Here is a 17,050-nt window from a genome sequence, read left to right as displayed (position 1 = left end):
CACTACGCTATCGCGTCCCGGCCCGGCGGCCGGACACTGTCGATGGCCGTTTCGACGGCCGCCGAACCCGGCGCCGGGGGTTGACCACGTGACGGCGATCGCCGGACGAGGGGTCGTGGGGGAACTCCCGGCGCCGGGCCGACGGCACCCGACAGGTCGAGCCACCGGTTGTCGGCGGCGCCGGGCACGATGGTGCCATGGCGACCCGGGAACAGGCCCAGGCCCTGCTCGAGCGACTGGCGGGGCCGCAGGCCACGTTGCGCGACGATCAGTGGGCCGCGATCGAGGCCCTCGTGGTGCGGCGGAAACGGGTGCTGGTCGTCCAGCGCACCGGATGGGGCAAGTCGGCGGTGTACTTCATCGCGGCCAAACTGCTACGCGGCGACGGGCTGGGCCCGACGGTGATCGTGTCTCCGCTGCTGGCGCTGATGCGCAATCAGGTCGCGGCGGCCGAACGCGCGGGTGTGCGGGCCGCGACCATCAACTCGAGCAATGTCGCCGACTGGGACGACATCCACCGGCGGGTGCTCCACGGCGCGGTCGACGTGCTGCTGGTGAGCCCGGAACGGTTGAACAACCCCGACTTCCGCGACAACGTCCTTCCGGCGTTGGCTCGCGACGCCGGGTTGGTGGTGGTCGACGAGGCGCACTGCGTCTCGGACTGGGGACACGACTTCCGGCCCGACTACCGGCGCATCCGCACCCTGATCGCCGAACTCGGCCGCGACATCCCGGTGCTGGCCACCACCGCCACCGCCAATGACCGGGTGGTGCGGGACGTCGTCGCCCAGCTGGGCGTCGGCGATCCGGACACCCTGGTGCTCCGCGGCGGGCTGGACCGCGAATCGCTGCGGTTGTCGGTGGTCAAGGTCGGCAACCCGGCCCAGCGTGCGGCGTGGCTGGCCCAGCACCTCGGATCGCTGCCCGGATCGGGCATCGTCTACACCCTGACCGTCGCCCAGGCCCATGACGTCGCGGCCGTGCTGCGCGAACAGGGCCATGAGGTGGCCGCCTACACCGGAGCCACCGAGGCCGCCGAACGCGAGCAGTTGGAAGCCGATCTGCTGGCCAACCGGGTCAAGGCGCTGGTCGCCACCTCGGCCCTGGGGATGGGATTCGACAAACCCGACCTGGGTTTCGTCGTGCACCTGGGAGCGCCGTCCTCACCGATCGCCTACTACCAGCAGGTCGGGCGGGCCGGCCGGGCCCTGGCGGACGGCGCGTCGGCCGAGGTGATCCTGCTGCCCGGCCCGGAGGATCAGGAGGTGTGGCGCTACTTCGCCTCGGTGGCGTTCCCGTCGGAAGCCGTGGTGCGCAAGGTGATCGACGCGCTGGAACCGGACCGTCCGCAGTCGACACCCGCATTGGAGCCGCTGGTCGACCTCAACCGCAGCCGGCTGGAGATGGTGCTGAAGGTGCTCGACGTGGACGGCGCGGTGCGCCGGGTCAAGGGCGGCTGGGTCAGCACCGGCGCACCCTGGGAGTACGACGAACAGCGCTACCGCCGCCTCGACGAGGCCCGCCGCGGCGAACAACAGGCCATGCTGGACTACCTGGACACCGACGCGTGCCGGATGTCGTTCCTGCGCAGTCAGCTCGACGATCCGGAATTGCGTGACGGGGAACGTTGCGGGCGGTGCGACAACTGCGCCGGCCGCCGGTATTCGGCCGATGTCGACGCCGCTGCGGCGGACGCGACCAGACAGCAGTTGCTGCGCCCCGGGGTGGAGATCACCCCGCGCAAACAGTGGCCGACCGGCCTGCCGAAGCTGGGTGTCCAGCTCACCGGACGGATCACCGCCGCCGCGCCCGGCCGGGTCATCGGCCGGCTGACCGACCTGGGGTGGGGGCCCCGGCTGCGGGCGCTGCTGGACGGGCCGGACGGCGAGGTGCCCGACGATGTGCTGCGTGCCGCCGTCGACGTGCTGGCGGCCTGGAACTGGGCGGCCCGGCCGGCCGCCGTCATCGCGGTGGATTCGGTGAGTCATCCGCGGCTGATCCGATCCGTGGCGGCGCGGCTGGCGAAGCTGGGCCGGCTGACCGACCTCGGCACGCTGCGCTACCGCCCCGAACACCGCCCGGTGCGCGCCGCGAATTCCGCCTACCGGGTCGCCGCGCTGCACGATTGCTGGGAGTCGCCGGATTCCGCGACGCTGGCCGCCGTCGGCGGCCCGGTGCTGCTGGTCGACGATGTCACCGACACCGGGTGGACGCTCACCACCGCGGCCCGGGCGCTGCGTCAGGCCGGCGCCGCCGAGGTGCTGCCGTTCGCGCTGGCGGCCATCAACTAGCGGACGCGCCGCCCGGGGTCGGTGAGCCCGGCCCAGCGCGGTTTCGCACCGCCGAGCTGGCGTGTCACCGCGTCGGCGGTCGCGACCACCGCCCGTGCCCGACGGCGGATCTCGTTCTCCGAGAGCGCATCTCCGACGTGCAGCGATGTGACCATCACCTGGCGGTGGTCCCGGTCGAACACCGGGGCGGAGATCACGCTGATGTCGAACTTCGCACCGCCCGCCGGGGAGTGCTCGGAACGCAGATACACCCGCTCGCCGATGTCGGACACCATCTCCCCGAACAGCGCCCGCAGTTCCTCGGGCAGGGTGGCGGACATGCCGGCCATCAACGTGTAGAGCCGCTGGCCGGCCGGGGTCTGCCGTTCGACCAGGTAGCCGTCGGCGCGGCACTCGGCGATGACCCGCTGTAACCGCTCACTGTCGGTGCGTAGCGGGATCGTCGGCTCCTTGGCCAGCCAGGCCGTCACCGCCTCGTCGTCCCACAACACGAACATCAGCCCGACCGGCGGGGCGAACGGGTAGCTCTGCCCGACGTGCACCGGCGGCGTGGCGCCCGGCGGGGCCACCAGTTCCAGCACCGTGATGCGGTCGTCGACGACCGCGGACAGCGCCGCGGTGCCACCGAAGGCGCCGGACAGCTCGCGCAATTGGGCGCGGGCGTCGGGACTGACCCGCAGCGACTCCTGCGCGGCATGGCCGAGTGCGATGAGCGCCGGCCCCGGCCGGTAGGTCTTGTCGGTCGGTTCGCGTACCGCGTAGCCATGCCGCGCCAGCGTGGCGAGGATGCCCAGGCAGGTGGGCTTGCTGAGGTTCAGCCGGCGGGCCACCTCGGAGGCGCCGAACCGCTCATGCGGGTGGCGGGCCAGCAGCTCCAGCACCTGCACCACCCGCTCGGTGGGAGGGGAGGTGCGGCCGACCGGGCCGGTTTCGACCATTCGGACACCTCCGGTTGACGCACGGTTAGAACGCGTTCTAATGTCAGGCTCGTAGATAATCTACCGGCCCGGTCCAATATTGGACCATGAGAGGTGCTCGGATGTACTCCCAGCCGTTACTGGACGCGATCGCCGAAGCCGAGCGGATCGTCACCGAAGCCCCGCACATCGAGACCGAGGCGGATCTGCTGGAGGGGCTGCACTATCTGGCCGGCTGCATCTCGGCCTGCATCCACCTGGCGTTCGACTACGAACGCGACCATCCGTTCCTGCAGAGCGGCACCGGGCCGTTCACCAAGATGGGCCTGGACAACCCGGACACGCTGTACTTCGGTACCCGGGTGCTGCCCGGACACGAGTACGTCGTCACCGGCACCCGCGGCACCACCACCGACCTGAGCTTCCAGCTGCTCGGCGGCGAGTACACCGACGAGGGGGTGCCGGAGAGTCAGGCCGCGTTCGACGACCGCGAACTCGACATCGGCGAGGACGGGCGTTTCGAATGGCGGTTCACCCCGGAGCAGCCGTCCCAGTTGGTGATTCGCGAGGTGTACGGCGACTGGTCGCAACAGCGCGGCACCATCGCGATCGCCCGCACCGACACCGCCGGGACCGCGCCGCCGCCGCCGACCCGCCGTACCATCGAGAAGCGTTACGCCGTCGCCGGCAGACAGCTGGTGCAGCGGGTCAAGACCTGGCTGCAGTTCCCGCAGTGGTTCTACTTCAACATCCCGGTCAACACGATGGTCCCGCCGCGGCTCACCCCCGGCGGTCTGTCCACCCAGTACTCGTCGGCCGGCCACTACGAACTCGAACCCGATCAGGCCATGATCATCACCGTGCCGGTCTCCGACGCCCCCTATCTCGGATTCCAGCTGGGCAGCCTCTGGTACATCTCGCTGGACTACATCAACCACCAGACATCGCTGAACGCCACTCAGGCGCAGGCGGATCCGGACGGCAGGATCCGTATCGTGGTGTCCGAGGCCAACCCGGGGGTGACCAACTGGGTGGAGACGCTGGGCCACCGCCGCGGCATCATGCAGTTCCGCTGGCAGCGGGTGTCGCGGCCGCTGACCGAGGCCGACGGGCCGACCGTCGAGGTGGTGGACTTCGATCAGGTGCCCGCGGCGCTGCCGTACTACGAGAGCAACCGGATCTCCGAGGAGGCCTGGCGGGCGCGGATCGCGCAGCGCCAGATTCAGATCGCGAACAGGATGTTGGGATGACGATGTTGAGCCTCGACAACAAGGTCGTGGTGATCAGCGGGGTGGGTCCGGCGCTGGGCACCACGCTGGCACGCCGCTGCGCGGCGGCGGGTGCGGATCTGGTGCTCGCCGCCCGCACCGCCGAACGACTCGAGGAGGTGGCCGGGCAGATCACCGCGACCGGTCGGCGGGCGGTGGCGGTGCCCACCGACATCACCGACGAGGCGCAGGTGGCCAACCTGGTCGCGGAGACGAACAAGGCCTACGGCCGGGTGGACGTGCTGATCAACAACGCGTTCCGGGTGCCGTCGATGAAACCGCTGGCCAACACCGGGTTCGACCACATCCGCGAGGCGATCGAACTGACCGTGCTGGGGGCGTTGCGGCTCACCCAGGCGCTCACCCCGGCGCTGGCGCAGGCCAACGGATCGGTCGTCAACGTCAACTCGATGGTCATCCGGCACTCCCAGCCCAAGTACGGCGCCTACAAGATGGCCAAGGCCGCCCTGCTGGCGATGTCACAGTCGCTGGCCAGCGAGCTGGGGGAGCAGGGCATCCGGGTCAATTCGGTGGTGCCCGGCTACATCTGGGGGGAGACCCTCAAGGGCTACTTCCAGCACCAGGCCGGCAAGTACAACACCACCGTGGACCAGATCTACCAGGCCACCGCGGCGCAGTCGGACCTCAAACGGCTGCCGACCGAGGACGAGGTCGCCTCGGCGATCCTGTTCTTCGCCAGCGACCTGTCCAGCGGGATCACCGGCCAGACGCTGGACGTCAACTGCGGGGAGTACAAGGTATGACACCCCGTACCGATGTCGGGACCGTCGAGGATCTGCACGCCTCCGCCGTGAAGGCTTGCGGGCTGGAGGATTTCGGCAGCGACGACGACAACTACAAAGAAGCGCTCGCGGTGCTGCTCGACTCCTATCAGCGCGAGGCCGACCTCACCGAGCTGGGTAGCAAGATGTCGCGGTTCTTCCTGCGCAACGCGCTGGTCGCCCGGCTGGTCAGCGAGGCCGCGTGGAAGCAGTACCCGCAGCACGCCGACGTGGTGATCGAACGGCCGATCTTCGTCACCGGGTTACCCCGCACCGGCACCACCGCACTGCACCGTCTGCTGGCGGCCGACCCCGCCCACCAGGGACTGGAACTGTGGCTGGCGGAGTTCCCGCAACCCCGCCCGCCGCGGGAGACCTGGCCCGACAACCCGATCTACCGGCAGCTCGAGGCCCAGTTCACCAAGGCCCACCAGGAGAACCCCGACTACACCGGGCTGCACTTCATGACCGCCGGTGAGGTCGAGGAGTGCTGGCAGCTGCTGCGTCAGTCGGTGCATTCGGTGTCCTACGAGACGCTCGCCCACGTGCCCAGCTACGCGCGCTGGCTGGCCCGGCAGGACTGGACCAAACCGTATCAGCGGCACCGCCGCAACCTGCAGCTCATCGGCCTCAATGACGTCGAGAAGCGTTGGGTGCTCAAGAATCCCAGCCATCTGTTCGCCCTCGACGCGTTGTTCGCCACCTATCCGGACGCGCTGGTCGTGCAGTGCCACCGGCCGGCCGAGACGATCATGGCGTCGATGTGCTCACTGTCGCAGCACACCACGGCGGGCTGGTCGAACACCTTCGTCGGCGCGCAGATCGGTGCGGACGCCATGGAGACCTGGACGCGGGGTCTGCGGTTGTTCAACGAGGCCCGGGCCAACTACGACCCGGCACAGTTCCACGACGTCGAGTACGCCGACTTCGTCAAGGATCCGATCGGCACCGTCGAGGGGATCTACCGGCATTTCGGCCTCGAGTTCACCGACGCGGCCCGCGACGCCATGACCCGGTTGCACACCGAGAGTCAGCGGGGACCGCGGGCACCCCGGCACAGCTACTCGCTGGCCGACTACGGCCTCACCGCCGAATCGGTGCGCGACGCTTTCTCGGGTCTGTGAGCCGGTCTGTCGGCCGGTCTAGACCGTGGTGTTCGCCAGGGCCTCGATGCGTTTGAGCGCCTGCTGCGCCAGCGACAGCACGTCGTAGCCGCCGGTGCGACTGCAGGTGGTGATCTCGACGGCCGCATTGTGCGCGGCGACCAGCGTGTTGTCACACGCCCAGTTGTCGGCCCGGAACGCCCACACCAGGATGTCCGGCGAACCGGAGTCCACCGGGGGCAACAGCCGGAAGTCGTAGGTGTCGCCGCTCATCGCGGTGACCGTGATCGGCACGTCCCGGCAGGAGTCGATGGTCTGCCGCGCCCGGGCGAGCGCCTCCTGCGGATCGAAGTCGGCCCGGTACACCCCGACCATCTCCTCGATCACCACTCCGCCCCCGACGTCGTCGCGCCAGTGTCCACCGGTGGTGGCCGCCGGGTCGAAGTCCTCGATGAAGGGCGGATCCACCTCCCGGGCCACCCCGGCGCAGTCCTCGGGTTCGACGGTGGTGAACAGGCTGCCCTCACCGCCGGCCACCTCCGGGCTCAGCAGGTCGCCGACCTGTCCGGCGGTGATCGGCGCCACCGGAGGGCCGCCCGGATCGGGGGTCGCGGTGTCGAGCGTGCGGGTGCAGCCGCACGCGACGACCGCCAGCAGCGCAGCCACCGCCCCGGCCCGGGTCAGCCTGGTGGGGGTCAGCCGCATGCGGTCAGTGTAGGAGTCAGCCGTCACCCGGGGGCGGCGCCGAGGGCACCTCGTCGAGCACCCCTTCGGCGACCGCGTGTTTGATGCTGTCCGCCAGCCGCGGGCAGGTCGGGACACGCGCCGGATCCCCGCCGGCTTCGCGGATCTCGGTGAAGTGCGCGCAGCGGCGGGTCGCCTCTGAACTCCACTGCACCGAGGTGTGGGTCGGGCCGAGTTTCTTGACCTGCACGGTGACATGGCAGAACCGGCAGTCGATGGGTACCAGACCGGATGTCAGGTACCGCTCGCGGTCCCGTCGGGTCGCCTCCTCGAGCGCCGCCGCCCGGTCCGCCGGGAGTCGCGGCGCCTTCGACCAGGGCCCGGCCGGCCCCTCGGGTGCGACCGGATGGTGGTGCTCGTCGTCGTGCACACCGCGCAGCAGCAGCATCGACCGGGCGAGCCGGTCGACATCGGGTCGCTGCCCGCCGTCGGAGGTCATGACGACTGATCGGCTCCCTGTCTGGTCGCGTTCTCCGTCCGGGCGTCCCCGGCCTTCTCGGCCTTCTTCTCCTCGGCCTGGCGGGCCAGGTTCTCCTCGACCTGCTTGGTCCAGTACTCGACGGCCGCGGTGGTGTCGACCTCGATCTCGAACCGGTCGGTCATGTCCGGGGTGATGTCGGCGACGTCGACGTAGAACTGCTGATACCAGCGCCGCATCTGGTAGACCGCGCCGTCCTCCTCGACCAGCAGCGGGTTGTCGATGCGGGTCTTGTGCTTCCAGATCTCGACGTCCTGCAGGAAGCCCTTGCTCACCCCGTCGGTGAAGGCGTCGGCCAGCTTCTGGGTGGTCTCGTCGTCCAGGCCCTTGGGCTTCTCGACGATGACGCCCCACTGCAGCACGAACGAATCCTGCGTCACCGGGTAGTGGCAGTTGATCAGGATCGACTCGGCCTTGAACTCGCCGTAGGTGTTGTGCAGCCAGTTGATCATGAACGACGGCCCGAAGTACGACGCCTCCGAGTCGAGGTGGGATTCGCCGTAGGCGGTGCCCAGGTCACCGACGTCGGGCCGGCCCACGTTGTGCAGGTACTGGCTGGCGATGTGGCCCTCGAAGACGTTCTTGAAGTACGTCGGCATCCCGAAGTGGATGTAGAAGAAGTGGGCCATGTCGGTGACGTTGTCGATGATCTCGCGGCAGTTCGCGCCCTCGATCAGGATCGAGTTCCACCGCCAGTCGGTCCACTCGTCACTGTGCGCTTCCGGGATCTCGGGGATCCGCACCTCCGGCTGCGGCGGGTTGCCCTCGTGGTCGTGCCAGACGAACAGCAACCCACCCCGGACGTCGGTGTGCCACGCGCGGGTGCGGGCCAGCCGCGGGGTGCGCTTGGCGTAGGGCACCAGCTTGCACTTGCCGTCGCCGCCCCAGCGCCAGTCGTGGAACGGGCAGGCCACCTCGTCACCCTTGATGGTGCCCTGCGACAGGTCACCGCCCATGTGGCGGCAGTACGCGTCGAGAATCTTCAGTTCGCCCGACGAATCGGCGAACACCACCAGCTTGGTGCCGAAGGCCCGGATGCCGTGGGGCTTGCCGTCCAGAAAGTTCTCCACCGGGCCCAGGCAATGCCAGCCTCGGGCGTACCGGTCCGGCAGGGTGCCGGTGTCGATCTCACGGATGCCGCTGCTGCCGGCGGTGTGGGTACTCACCTCGCGCCTCCAACTCGTAGCTTCTAACTAGAACACGTTACAGTTTTCGGCCTCGCTCTGGCAATGTTTGCCGCGTGACCTGCGGCATACCCGCCATCGGCCGAATCTGAACGAGTTTTAGCCGGCTAACCGCACAGGCCCAGGCCGGTGCGCAGCGCGATCTGCTGCATCTTCCCGGCACTGATCACATAACGCTCGTCGGTGACGTCGCCCAACGCGCTCTCGAACTGCAGCTGGGCCAGCGCCGGACCCTCGGTGAACATCAGCAGCGTGGCCGCCTTGGTGCCGTCGGCCGAGGTGCCGACGATCATGGTGCCGTCGGTGCCGACCGGCACCGGTTGGGGGGTGCCGCCGGTGATCACACTGTCGATCTGGGGCAGTCCCTCACGCAGCGTGCGGGTCGCCGTCCGGGCGTCCGGATAGATCACGATCGTGTTGGAGATCGCCCGGGTGTCGTCGGTGTTGACGAACAGCGCGCTGGCGCCGGCGAGCCCGTCCGGAGCCGGGTTCGTCGAGCGCACGGTGAAGGTGTCCTCACCGTCACTGAGGTCGTTGGGCTGCAGCAGCAACTGTGAGTAGTCGCAGGTGTCGGCGGTGTCTCCGGAACCGGTCGTCGGCTTGGCCTGACCCGATCTGTCCTGGGGCGACGTGGTGGTCGACTCCTGCTGGAAATCGCCCCCGGCGCCCACCGGGGTCTCGGGCATCTCGCACCCCGCGGTGGCGACACCGATCAGCGCTGCAGCGGCTATCGATATGAACTTGACGGTACGGCGGTCTGCAAGCACGGGATCGCTTCTGCTTTCCGTCGGGGACGTTCGGTCTCAGTTCCCCAACGTACAGGCCGATCACCGGCCGCAGACCGCCGCGCGTCGGTCGTCGCAGGTGTCCGGCGTCACCTGAAAATCTGTCACGCCGGAATCGTCACCCCGACATCATCGGAGAACCGGCTTGTCGGCGCCCACCACCCACATCGAGAAGTACTGCGAGCCGCCGCCGTAGGCGTGCCCGAGCGCCTTGCGGGCGCCCTCCACCTGGTGGTCGCCGGCCTTGCCCATGACCTGGATCGCGGCCTCGGCGAACCGGATCATGCCCGACGCGCCGATCGGGTTGGACGACAACACCCCGCCCGACGGGTTGACCGGCAGTTTGCCGCCGATCGCCGTCTCACCGGCCTCGGTGAGTCTCCAGCCCTCGCCCTCGGCGGCGAAACCGAGGTTCTCCAACCACATCGGCTCGAACCAGGAGAACGGCACGTAGATCTCGGCGACGTCGATCTCCTCGAGCGGGTTGGTGATCCCGGCCGCCTCCCACAGCGCCTTGGCCGCATCCCGGCCGGCCTGCGGGTTGACCTGGTCGCGGCCCGCGTACGCCAGCGGTTCGGTGCGCAGCGCCGTGGCGTGGATCCAGGCCACCGGATGCCCGTCGGCCACCCGGGCGTCGGCGGTGGCCTCGTCACCGATCACCACCGCGCACGCGCCGTCCGAGGACGGGCAGGTCTCGTCGAACCGGATCGGGTCCCACAGCATCTGGCTGTCGAGCACCTTCTCCAGGGTGATGTCAGGCTGCTGCAGGTGGGCCAGCGGGTTGCGGGCGCCGTTGAGCCGGTCCTTGACGGCCACCATCGCGCCGATGTGGGTCGGCGCCCCGGACCGGCGGATATAGGCCCGCACATGCGGGGCGAAGTAGCCGCCGGCGCCGGCGCCGACCGGTTTGGTGAACGGCACCGGGATGGAGAGCGCCCACATCGCGTTGGACTCGGACTGCTTCTCCCAGGCCATCGACAGCACCCGGCGGTACTTGCCGGACTGCACCAGGCTGGCGGCCACCACGGCGGTCGAACCGCCCACCGATCCGGCGGTGTGCACCCGGATCATCGGCTTGTTGGTCGCCCCGACCGCATCGGCCAGGAACAGTTCGGGCATCATCGCGCCCTCGAAGAAGTCCGGCGCCTTGCCGACCACGACGGCGTCGATGTCGTCCATCGTCGAACCGGAGTCCGCCAGAGCCCTGTCGATGGCCTCCCGCACCAGACCGTGCATCGACACGTCGTGGCGCTTGGAGACGTATTTGGTCTGCCCGGTGCCCAGCACCGCGGCGAGTTGCTTGGTCATTTGCCCTCCAACACAGCCACCAGATTCTGTTGCAGCGCAGGCCCGCTCGTCGCGTGCGCGAGCACCCGTTGGGCTGAGCCGTCGAAGATGTGCCGGGCGGCGAAGCCGATGCGTTCCAGGCCCGCCGAGAACATCGGGTTCGCCGACAGTGCCCCGCCCGACGGGTTCACCTTCGTCCCGCTGCCCAGGCCGATCGCCTCGGTGAGGATCAGCTGCTGATGGCTGAACGGGGCGTGGAGTTCGGCCACCTCGATCGACCCGGCGTCGCCGCCGGTGGCCGCCTGTGCCGAGGCCGCCGTCGACGGTGACGTGGTGAGATCGCGCGCGCCGAGCACCGGGGTCTCGATGCGGTGCTCGATGCCGGTGATCCAGGCCGGGTTCTCCCGCAGCTCACGGGCCCGGTCCCCGGCGGCCAGCACGATCGCCGACGCACCGTCGGTGATCGGCGCGATGTCGTGCCGCCGCAGCGGATCGGCGAAGTACGGGCGGGACAGCAGCTCGTCGACGGTTTCGGCGGGCGGCACCGAGTCGGTGCGCGGCGCGGCGGCCATCGCGTCGAGCGCCACCCGGGCCATCTGCTCGGCGGTCCACTTCCCGGCGTCCAACCCGAGACGGGCCTGCAGGCCGGCGATCGACACCGAGTCGGGCCACAGCGGCGCCACCGTGTACGGATCGGTCTGCAACGCCAGCACCCGGCGCAGGTCGCCGGCGCTGGACTTGCCGAAGCCGTACACCAGCGCGGTGTCGACCTCGCCGGTCAGGATCTTGATGTACGCCTCGTACAGCGCCCAGGCCGCGTCCATCTCGACGTGCGACTCGTTGATCGGCGGCACCGCGCCGATCGAGTCGATCGCAGAGATGAACGAGAAGGCGCGCCCGGCAAGGTAATCCGACGAACCGGAGCACCAGAAGCCGATGTCGCGCTGGCTGATCCCGAGTTCGTCGTAGAGCTGGGCGAAACACGGCATCAGCATCTCGACGCCGTTGGTGGTTCCGTCGGTGCGGCGGACGTGCGGTGCGTGCGCGAATCCGACGACCGCGACTGAACGTTCGGTCATGCGAAAAGTCCCTTTACAGGTGGTGTTTGTAGGTCTCGTAGTCGGCGTCGGGTTCGCCGGTGGGGCGGAAGTGGCTGATGTTGTCGATGCCCAGGCCCCACTCCTCCCGGGGCCGCCACACCGCCTCCACCCGCATGCCCATCCGGACCTCCGACGCGTCGACCTCGGTGACCAGATGCAGGAACGGGATGTCGGCCCCGTCGAGCAGCACGTACGCCGCGACGTAGGGCGGTTTGATGCGCTGCCCGGCGAACGGGATGTTGACGATCGCGAACGTCGTCACGGTGCCCTTGTCGGACAGTTCGACGAACTCATCGAGCTGCAGCCCGGTGGCCGGATCGGCTTCGCGGGCCGGGAAGTACACCTTGCCCGGCTTGCCGTCGCGGCCGCGCCGGGTCCGCGCGCCGAGCAGTCTGCCCTCCTGCAGCGCGCGCAGATAGGCGCTTTCCGGATGCGATGCGGAGTGCTGGATCTCGATGTTGATCGGCGTGACCAGCATGGTGACCGGATCCCGTTCGTCGGCGGGGCCGTCCGGCGCCGGTTCGGGTTCGTCACCGAGGGTGAAGTAGGCGATGTCGGTGATCGCGCCGACCGGTTCGTCGACCCAGTGCGCGCGCACCCGGGCGCCGGTGGACAACGCGTCGGCGCTCTCGACGTCCACGGCGTGCAGCATCGGGGTGTCCGCGCCGTCGAGTTTGATCAGCGCCCAGGGGAACGGCCGGTCGAACGGTTGCCCCTCCACCGGCTCGGACTGCCAGGTCCAGGAGACCACGGTGCCCACACTGCTCACCGGTACGATCTCGGTCAGCCGTTCATAGGTGACCGGGTCGAACTCGGCAGGAGGCACGTGCACCCGTCCGTCCGACCCCCGCACGCCGACGATGCGGCGTTCACGCAGGGCGGTGAAGAACTGACTGAGGACGGGTCCGACTGAACGGGTGTAGTCGAAGGACAGTTTCAGGGGCGCAGAAAGTGGCGGCTCTCGATGATCTGTCGAGGCCGGGCGGCTTTGGCTGGCTGTCACAGCATTGAGTAGAACAGGTTCTAGGAATCGTGGCAAGGATCGGTCGGGAGGCAGACTAATGAAATTGGGACTTCAGCTCGGATACTGGGGTGCACAACCCCCGGAAAACCACGCTGAGCTGGTGGCTGCCGCCGAGGAGGCCGGCTTCGACACCGTGTTCACCGCGGAGGCGTGGGGGTCGGACGCGTTCACCCCGTTGGCCTGGTGGGGGCGGCAGACCACCCGGATGCGGTTGGGTACCTCGGTGGTGCAGCTGTCCGCCCGCACCCCGACCGCGTGCGCGATGGCCTCGCTGACGCTGGATCACCTGTCCGGCGGCCGGCACATCCTCGGCCTCGGGGTGTCCGGCCCGCAGGTCGTCGAGGGCTGGTACGGCCAACGGTTCCCCAAACCGCTGGCGCGCACCCGGGAGTACATCGACATCATCCGCCAGGTGTGGGCGCGGGAGGCGCCGGTGACCAGCGCCGGGCCGCACTATCCGCTGCCGCTGACCGGGGAGGGCACCACCGGGCTGGGCAAGGCGCTCAAGCCGATCACCCACCCGCTGCGCGCCGACATCCCGATCATGCTCGGCGCCGAGGGGCCCAAGAACGTCGCCCTGGCCGCCGAGATCGCCGACGGCTGGCTGCCGATCTTCTACTCGCCGCGGCTGGCCGACATGTACAACGAGTGGCTCGACGAGGGCTTCGCCCGCCCGACCGCCCGCCGCAGCCGCGAGGACTTCGAGATCTGCGCGACGGCGCAGGTCGTCATCACCGACGACCGCGCCGGCACGATGGAGATGATCAAGCCGTTCCTGGCGCTCTACATGGGCGGGATGGGCGCCGAGGAGATGAACTTCCACGCCGACGTGTACCGGCGGATGGGCTACTCCGAGGTCGTCGACGACGTCACCAGGCTGTTCCGGTCGGGCCGCAAAGACGAGGCCGCCAAGGTCATTCCCGACGAGCTGGTGGACGACGCCGCGATCGTCGGCGACATCGACTACGTGCGCAAGCAGATCGCGGCGTGGGAGGCGGCCGGGGTGACGATGATGGTCGTCGGGGCGCGCTCGGTCGAGCAGATCCGCGACCTCGCCGCCCTGATCTAGAGCTCCGACATCTCCGGCGGCCCTAGATCTGGACGGCGTCGCCGAAGGTCATCTCCACATTGGCGACCGAGCCGCTGAACATGGCCTTCTTCGGCAGCCCCAGCGACCGCAGTTCGTCGGCGTAGCGGTGGCTGCCGAGCCGCAGCGTGACGCCGCCGGGCCGCCCCCGCAGCCCCGAAACCCTCATCTCCCAGGGAACTTCGCGGGTGGTGCCGTCGGCGAAGGTGTAAGCCTGCAGGGTGCGCGGCTTGGCGGTGAGGCGGGCGGGCGCCGGCAGGCCGCGGGCGAAGTCCATGCTCGCGATCAGCTCGTCGCCCTCGCGCACGTCGAACCCGAACAACGTGCCGGCGTCACGCACGGTGAAGTCCGCCATGATCTTGGGGAAACCCCAGATCTTCTGCCCGGCCTCGAGGGTGAAGTCCTGATCGACCGGCAGGTGGTGGATGAACGCCGCCGCCCGGCCGAACGCCTTCAGGCCGTGCCCGTGCGAGCCCCGCGGGTTGACCATCACCGCGGTGCCGAACTCGTGGTACTGGCCGAGATCGCCGTCGAAGTAGCGGGCCAGCATCAGGTTCACCACCGCCTTGCCCGGCCGGTACTGGCAGACCTCGAGCCCGCTGTAGTCGATCATCCGTTGTGCGGCATCGGCGGAGACCGAAAACATCGCAGTATGGACATCTGCCTTCCGAACCCGGACCGGCATGGTAAGCACGGTTCCAGCAATGGTGTGCTGTGAAACAGACATGCCGCTCACTGTAATCCGTTCCGGAGGCTAATCAGATGACGAGTACCGCTCCCGACATCGATCTCACCGACGGTCGGTTCTACGCCGACAGCGCCTCGGCCCGTGCGGCGTATCGGTGGATGCGGCAGAACCAGCCGGTTTTTCGCGATCGCAACGGCCTGGCCGCCGCCGCGACCTATCAGGCGATCATCGAGTCGGAACGCAATCCGGAACTGTTCTCCAACACCGGCGGGATCCGGCCCGAACATCCGGGGATGCCGTACATGATCGACATGGACGATCCCGAGCATCTGGTCCGGCGCAAACTCGTCAACCACGGCTTCACCCGCAAGCGGGTGCGCGACCGGGAGGACTCGATCGCGCGCCTGTGCGACACCCTGATCGACAACGTCTGTGAACGCGGCGAGTGCGATTTCGTCCGCGACATCGCCGCGCCGCTGCCGATGGCGGTGATCGGCGACATGCTCGGGGTGGCGCCGGAGGACCGCGGTCAGCTGCTGAAATGGTCCGACGATCTGGTGACCGGCCTCAGCACCACCGCCGACGAGGCGACCGTTCAGGCGGTGATGGACGCGTTCGCCGGCTACACCGCCTACACGATGGAGATCATCGGCAAGCGCCGCGCCGAGCCCACCGACGACCTGTTCAGCATCCTGATCAACGCCGAGGTCGAGGGGCAGCGGATGAGCGACGAGGAGATCGTCTTCGAGACGCTGCTGATCCTCATCGGCGGTGACGAGACCACCCGCCACACCCTCTCCGGCGGCGTCGAACAGCTGTTGCGCCACCCGGATCAGTGGCAGCGGCTGCGGAACGATCCGGACCTGGTGCCCGGCGCCATCGAGGAGATGCTGCGCTGGACCTCCCCGGTGAAGAACATGTGCCGCACGCTGACGGCCGACACCGAGTTCCACGGCACCCAGCTGCGCAAGGGGGAGAAGATGCTGCTGCTGTTCGAGTCGGCCAACTTCGACGAGACGGTTTTCGAGAATCCCGATGACTTCCGGATCGACCGGGATCCCAACCCGCACATCGCGTTCGGCTTCGGCACCCATTTCTGCCTGGGCAACCAGCTGGCCCGGCTGGAACTGACGCTGATGCTGCGCCGGCTGCTGCAGCGGCTGCCCGATCTGCGGCTGGCCTCCGACGACCCGCTGCCGCTGCGGCCGGCGAACTTCGTCAGCGGCCCGGAGGCCATGCCGGTGGTGTTCACCCCGACCGAACCGGTGTCGGCGTAGCGGTGCGCGGCAAACCGTGGATCGGGCCGATCGCAAGGAGTCGGTGAAACCGATACGGGATCAACGGCATTTCGGGCGTCAAGAGAGAACACTCGGGGACTTCACGCAACCGGCGCCGTCTCCTCGCGAACGTGCATTCCGTGCGGCGCGCGGCGCGGTTTTCCGCAGCGGTTTCACGTTCGCCGGGCCCAGACGGTCTGCAACTGCCGGATGACACCGCCGTCGGTGTCCCGGGACGTCACCCGGAGGTGCGTCCAGCCGAGTTCGGTGATCTCGTCGTGGCGGCGGATGTCCCGGTTGAATCGGTCCGGATCGCGGTGGTGATGACCGTCGTAGTCCATGGCGATCTTCAGGTCCTCCCAGCCCAGGTCCACGACCGCGACGAGCCGGCCGTATTCGTCGTGGATCGGGATCTGGGTCTGCGGGCGGGGGAATCCGTGGCGCATCACCAACAGCCGCAGCCGGGTCTCCCTGGGTGACTCGGCTCCGGGGTCGACGAGGTCGAGAACCGCACGGGCGTCACGGATTCCACGACGGCCGCGGAACCGCTCGGCGATCAGTTCGATGTCGGCCAGCTTCAGACGCGTCGCATTGGCCAGCGCATCGATGGCCGCGACGGCGCGGTCCTGCGGATACCGGCAGGCGAGGTCGAGTGCGGTACGCGCCGGTGTGGTGACCGGCACGCCGTCGACGACGTCGATCTCGAGGTCGGTCACCCGGTCCGACCAGGTGCGGATGCCGTCGGGCGGCCGTCGGTTCGGCCAGAGGAGTTCAGCGGGGCGACGCGGGTCGACCCATTTCGCGCCGTGCAGTGCGGCCGCGGACTGACCCGCCACCACACCGCGTCGCCGCGACCACAACCATGCCGACCGGGCGCGGACCTCCGCGGTGATCTCGGTTCCGCGGGGGACGTAGACATCCCGGTAGACGGCGACGAATCGGCTGCGCAGCGCGTGTGACGTCAGCTGCCCCGCGGCCAGCGCCGCACTGCCGATGAACGGGTGCCCCATGGCCGGAGCGTGCCAGCGGCCACCG

General features: G+C 69.0%; 16 protein-coding genes. 6 read left to right on the top strand and 10 right to left on the bottom strand.

The annotated features are described in order from the left end of the window. Positions 1–197: 197 nt before the first annotated feature. Positions 198–2,291, top strand: coding sequence for a RecQ family ATP-dependent DNA helicase (locus CKW28_RS20160; protein ID WP_003926342.1), 2,094 nt, complete (start codon positions 198–200; stop codon positions 2,289–2,291). Here the strand turns inward: CKW28_RS20160 and CKW28_RS20155 are convergent. After that, the gene (locus CKW28_RS20155) at positions 2,288–3,229 is read right to left on the bottom strand and encodes an IclR family transcriptional regulator (RefSeq protein WP_003926341.1); all 942 of its coding nucleotides are present in this window, start codon (positions 3,227–3,229) and stop codon (positions 2,288–2,290) included. The genes CKW28_RS20160 and CKW28_RS20155 overlap by 4 nt on opposite strands. A 101-nt stretch (positions 3,230–3,330) precedes the next feature. On the opposite strand from CKW28_RS20155, the gene CKW28_RS20150 reads away from it, so the two are divergent. Genes CKW28_RS20150 through CKW28_RS20140 form a run of 3 tightly spaced genes read left to right on the top strand, consistent with a single transcriptional unit; the run spans position 3,331 to position 6,382 of the window. Then, positions 3,331–4,458 (top strand): hypothetical protein, encoded by a 1,128-nt coding sequence (locus tag CKW28_RS20150; protein ID WP_003926340.1) that lies wholly within the window; start codon positions 3,331–3,333, stop codon positions 4,456–4,458. Next, on the top strand, positions 4,455–5,240 hold the full coding sequence (locus CKW28_RS20145; RefSeq protein ID WP_003926339.1) for an SDR family oxidoreductase: 786 nt from the start codon (positions 4,455–4,457) through the stop codon (positions 5,238–5,240). Before CKW28_RS20150 ends, CKW28_RS20145 begins: the two co-directional genes overlap by 4 nt. Next, on the top strand, positions 5,237–6,382 hold the full coding sequence (locus tag CKW28_RS20140) for a sulfotransferase family protein (RefSeq protein WP_003926338.1): 1,146 nt from the start codon (positions 5,237–5,239) through the stop codon (positions 6,380–6,382). The genes CKW28_RS20145 and CKW28_RS20140 overlap by 4 nt, the downstream gene beginning before the upstream one ends. An 18-nt stretch (positions 6,383–6,400) precedes the next feature. Here the strand turns inward: CKW28_RS20140 and CKW28_RS20135 are convergent, their stop codons facing one another. From CKW28_RS20135 to CKW28_RS20105, 7 genes are all read right to left on the bottom strand, one after another. Next, entirely contained in the window at positions 6,401–7,066 is a 666-nt protein-coding gene (locus CKW28_RS20135; RefSeq protein WP_003926337.1) for a sensor domain-containing protein, read from the bottom strand. 16 nt (positions 7,067–7,082) lie between these two features. Next, positions 7,083–7,544: a hypothetical protein gene (locus CKW28_RS20130; protein ID WP_003926336.1), complete on the bottom strand. Its 462-nt coding sequence runs from the start codon at positions 7,542–7,544 to the stop codon at positions 7,083–7,085. Continuing rightward, positions 7,541–8,749, bottom strand: coding sequence for a 3-ketosteroid-9-alpha-monooxygenase, oxygenase component (locus tag CKW28_RS20125; RefSeq protein WP_003926335.1), 1,209 nt, complete (start codon positions 8,747–8,749; stop codon positions 7,541–7,543). The genes CKW28_RS20130 and CKW28_RS20125 overlap by 4 nt, the downstream gene beginning before the upstream one ends. Positions 8,750–8,874: 125 nt before the next feature. After that, a complete protein-coding gene (locus CKW28_RS20120) occupies positions 8,875–9,453 on the bottom strand; it encodes a hypothetical protein (protein WP_003926334.1) in 579 nt (192 codons plus the stop codon). A 228-nt stretch (positions 9,454–9,681) separates the two neighbouring features. Next, on the bottom strand, positions 9,682–10,860 hold the full coding sequence (locus tag CKW28_RS20115; RefSeq protein WP_003926333.1) for a thiolase family protein: 1,179 nt from the start codon (positions 10,858–10,860) through the stop codon (positions 9,682–9,684). Next, on the bottom strand, positions 10,857–11,918 hold the full coding sequence (locus CKW28_RS20110; RefSeq protein ID WP_003926332.1) for a thiolase family protein: 1,062 nt from the start codon (positions 11,916–11,918) through the stop codon (positions 10,857–10,859). Before CKW28_RS20110 ends, CKW28_RS20115 begins: the two co-directional genes overlap by 4 nt. Positions 11,919–11,931: 13 nt before the next feature. After that, positions 11,932–12,942, bottom strand: coding sequence for a Zn-ribbon domain-containing OB-fold protein (locus tag CKW28_RS20105; protein ID WP_040547181.1), 1,011 nt, complete (start codon positions 12,940–12,942; stop codon positions 11,932–11,934). Positions 12,943–13,000: 58 nt separating this feature from the next. On the opposite strand from CKW28_RS20105, the gene CKW28_RS20100 reads away from it, so the two are divergent. Next, positions 13,001–14,032: an LLM class F420-dependent oxidoreductase gene (locus CKW28_RS20100; protein WP_003926330.1), complete on the top strand. Its 1,032-nt coding sequence runs from the start codon at positions 13,001–13,003 to the stop codon at positions 14,030–14,032. A gap of 22 nt (positions 14,033–14,054) precedes the next feature. Here CKW28_RS20100 and CKW28_RS20095 read toward each other — a convergent pair whose 3' ends face one another. Continuing rightward, complete coding sequence (locus tag CKW28_RS20095; RefSeq protein ID WP_040547179.1) at positions 14,055–14,777, bottom strand: acetoacetate decarboxylase family protein; 723 nt, start codon at positions 14,775–14,777, stop codon at positions 14,055–14,057. Positions 14,778–14,812: 35 nt separating this feature from the next. Here CKW28_RS20095 and CKW28_RS20090 point away from each other — a divergent pair, with 35 nt between their 5' ends. Then, a complete protein-coding gene (locus CKW28_RS20090) occupies positions 14,813–16,015 on the top strand; it encodes a cytochrome P450 (RefSeq protein ID WP_003926328.1) in 1,203 nt (400 codons plus the stop codon). A gap of 173 nt (positions 16,016–16,188) precedes the next feature. On the opposite strand, the gene CKW28_RS20085 is transcribed toward CKW28_RS20090, so the two are convergent. Beyond that, on the bottom strand, positions 16,189–17,025 hold the full coding sequence (locus CKW28_RS20085; RefSeq protein ID WP_003926327.1) for a type IV toxin-antitoxin system AbiEi family antitoxin: 837 nt from the start codon (positions 17,023–17,025) through the stop codon (positions 16,189–16,191). Between the last annotated feature and the right edge of the window lie 25 nt (positions 17,026–17,050).

The sequence above is a fragment of the Mycolicibacterium thermoresistibile genome, from assembly GCF_900187065.1.
Taxonomy (GTDB): domain Bacteria; phylum Actinomycetota; class Actinomycetes; order Mycobacteriales; family Mycobacteriaceae; genus Mycobacterium; species Mycobacterium thermoresistibile.
The sequence above is the reverse complement of the archived record's forward strand: the minus strand, read 5'-3'. Positions and strand labels throughout refer to the sequence as shown.

Excerpts from the sequence above, each read along its gene's own strand:
- CKW28_RS20160 (WP_003926342.1), top strand. The coding sequence starts at position 198 with ATGGCGACCCGGGAACAGGCCCAGGCCCTGCTCGAGCGACTGGCGGGG.
- CKW28_RS20155 (WP_003926341.1), bottom strand. The coding sequence starts at position 3,229 with ATGGTCGAAACCGGCCCGGTCGGCCGCACCTCCCCTCCCACCGAGCGG.
- CKW28_RS20150 (WP_003926340.1), top strand. The coding sequence starts at position 3,331 with ATGTACTCCCAGCCGTTACTGGACGCGATCGCCGAAGCCGAGCGGATC.
- CKW28_RS20145 (WP_003926339.1), top strand. The coding sequence starts at position 4,455 with ATGACGATGTTGAGCCTCGACAACAAGGTCGTGGTGATCAGCGGGGTG.
- CKW28_RS20140 (WP_003926338.1), top strand. The coding sequence starts at position 5,237 with ATGACACCCCGTACCGATGTCGGGACCGTCGAGGATCTGCACGCCTCC.
- CKW28_RS20135 (WP_003926337.1), bottom strand. The coding sequence starts at position 7,066 with ATGCGGCTGACCCCCACCAGGCTGACCCGGGCCGGGGCGGTGGCTGCG.
- CKW28_RS20130 (WP_003926336.1), bottom strand. The coding sequence starts at position 7,544 with ATGACCTCCGACGGCGGGCAGCGACCCGATGTCGACCGGCTCGCCCGG.
- CKW28_RS20120 (WP_003926334.1), bottom strand. The coding sequence starts at position 9,453 with ATGCCCGAGACCCCGGTGGGCGCCGGGGGCGATTTCCAGCAGGAGTCG.
- CKW28_RS20115 (WP_003926333.1), bottom strand. The coding sequence starts at position 10,860 with ATGACCAAGCAACTCGCCGCGGTGCTGGGCACCGGGCAGACCAAATAC.
- CKW28_RS20110 (WP_003926332.1), bottom strand. The coding sequence starts at position 11,918 with ATGACCGAACGTTCAGTCGCGGTCGTCGGATTCGCGCACGCACCGCAC.
- CKW28_RS20100 (WP_003926330.1), top strand. The coding sequence starts at position 13,001 with ATGAAATTGGGACTTCAGCTCGGATACTGGGGTGCACAACCCCCGGAA.
- CKW28_RS20095 (WP_040547179.1), bottom strand. The coding sequence starts at position 14,777 with ATGTCTGTTTCACAGCACACCATTGCTGGAACCGTGCTTACCATGCCG.
- CKW28_RS20090 (WP_003926328.1), top strand. The coding sequence starts at position 14,813 with ATGACGAGTACCGCTCCCGACATCGATCTCACCGACGGTCGGTTCTAC.
- CKW28_RS20085 (WP_003926327.1), bottom strand. The coding sequence starts at position 17,025 with ATGGGGCACCCGTTCATCGGCAGTGCGGCGCTGGCCGCGGGGCAGCTG.